The following is a 1,461-nucleotide window of genomic DNA, read 5'->3' on the forward strand; positions in this document are numbered from 1 at the left end:
GGGTCTGTGTCAACTGGTGTTGAAGAATAAATATATCATTCGGGAAGATCTCCATGATAGGAGGTCTTTTTGTTATTTTTAGGCGGTCTGTTGGTAGATGCGATTGAAGAAGTTGGTTTGGTTACTGAAGCCGAAACATGAGCGTTTCAAGGACTTGATCAGACGGTTGATGCCTTCAATTGGTCCGTTAGAACGAGGACTGGCTGTTGCGGCAAGGACACCGCTACGGTTCTTCTTGAGCGTGTCGATCGCTGTGTCCATTGCACTCCCTGTTGGCCGATATGTATCGATAATGCGCCAGAATGCTCGTGTGTCTTGGCTCATCAGTGCATTGTGCAGGGCAATATAGAGGTCATAGATTTGCTTAAAGTCAGGATATTCGTCAAAGACGATGTCCAAGGCATTCTGTTCCGTCATGTATTCGTTCAAGCCGAAGAAGTAACGGCTGCGTGCTGCGTCTGGATCAGCTTTGTGGAAGATCCGCCACTGAGATTTGAGCACCTTATAGGTGCGCAAGTGATGATCTTGAATCTGCTTAAGGGTCGCGATGCGGGCCTGATCCAATGCGCGACCAAGCAGCTGGACGATGTGGAAACGGTCAATGATGATTTGCGCATTGGGGAAGACTTCAGGGATAAACAGCTGATACGCAGCGTTCATATCCATTGTAATAGTCTGTACGGATTGGCGGTCCTGAAGGCTATAGTGGGACATGAAGAAGTCTTTGATGGTCTTGTTCAAGCGGTCTCCCAGCAGACTGACTAATTTGTGGGTATCGCCATCGATACAGATAAAAGACATCATATTACCAGTCGAACGGAACTCGTCAAAGCACAGATTCGTCGGCAGACTTCTAGCGGCATGGTACTTCACTTTGTCATTGAGGATCCGCTGCACCGTTGCCTGTGAAATACCAAGAATCAGGGCAATCTGCTTGTTAGGCAGACGAAGTCGGGCCAGTTTAACAACCCTGCTTTGGATGCCTTTGGCGATGGAATGGTTTCGGTCAACAAGGGGTGAAGTTGCCATGATTGAATGCGAGCAGTTATCGCACCACCATCGTTGTTTGTTTAGATCTAGGATCGTGGGGATCTCCGTTGCGCCATTGATGTGAATGTGGGTAAGCTTGTGCCCATTTGGGTGCAAGGCCTCTATACCGCATAGTGGGCAGCGTTTGAGGCTGTATGAGAGCTCTCCAAAGATGACGTGTACCTTATGGCGACGTGAGCCTTTACCGCGGTATTCGTCGTATACCTCAGATACGTGAATATTTGAATCTGGAATTCCCAACATGGACAGAGTAGTATTGAACTGGGACATCGATAGATTACCTCGCTAGCTTTTGGTTTCGTCGCTTAGAGCATAGCACGGGTAGCCTTATAGGTGCCCTATTATTTTGTCATTTAAAACGGGCCTACACTCTTAGCGTTGGATTTCTCCAACACCAGAAAGTGTAGACCC

Annotated in this window: 1 protein-coding gene; it reads right to left on the reverse strand. The window is 47.8% G+C overall.

The annotated features are described in order from the left end of the window. Nucleotides 1-78: 78 nt before the first annotated feature. Nucleotides 79-1,320, reverse strand: a complete 1,242-nt coding sequence (locus ACKTSG_RS14235; RefSeq protein ID WP_407895683.1) for an ISL3 family transposase — start codon at nt 1,318-1,320, stop codon at nt 79-81. Between the last annotated feature and the right edge of the window lie 141 nt (nt 1,321-1,461).

The sequence above is a fragment of the Lacticaseibacillus salsurae genome (assembly GCF_045862175.1).
Lineage (GTDB): Bacteria > Bacillota > Bacilli > Lactobacillales > Lactobacillaceae > Lacticaseibacillus > Lacticaseibacillus salsurae.

Excerpts from the sequence above, each read along its gene's own strand:
- ACKTSG_RS14235 (WP_407895683.1), bottom strand. The coding sequence starts at position 1,320 with ATGTCCCAGTTCAATACTACTCTGTCCATGTTGGGAATTCCAGATTCA.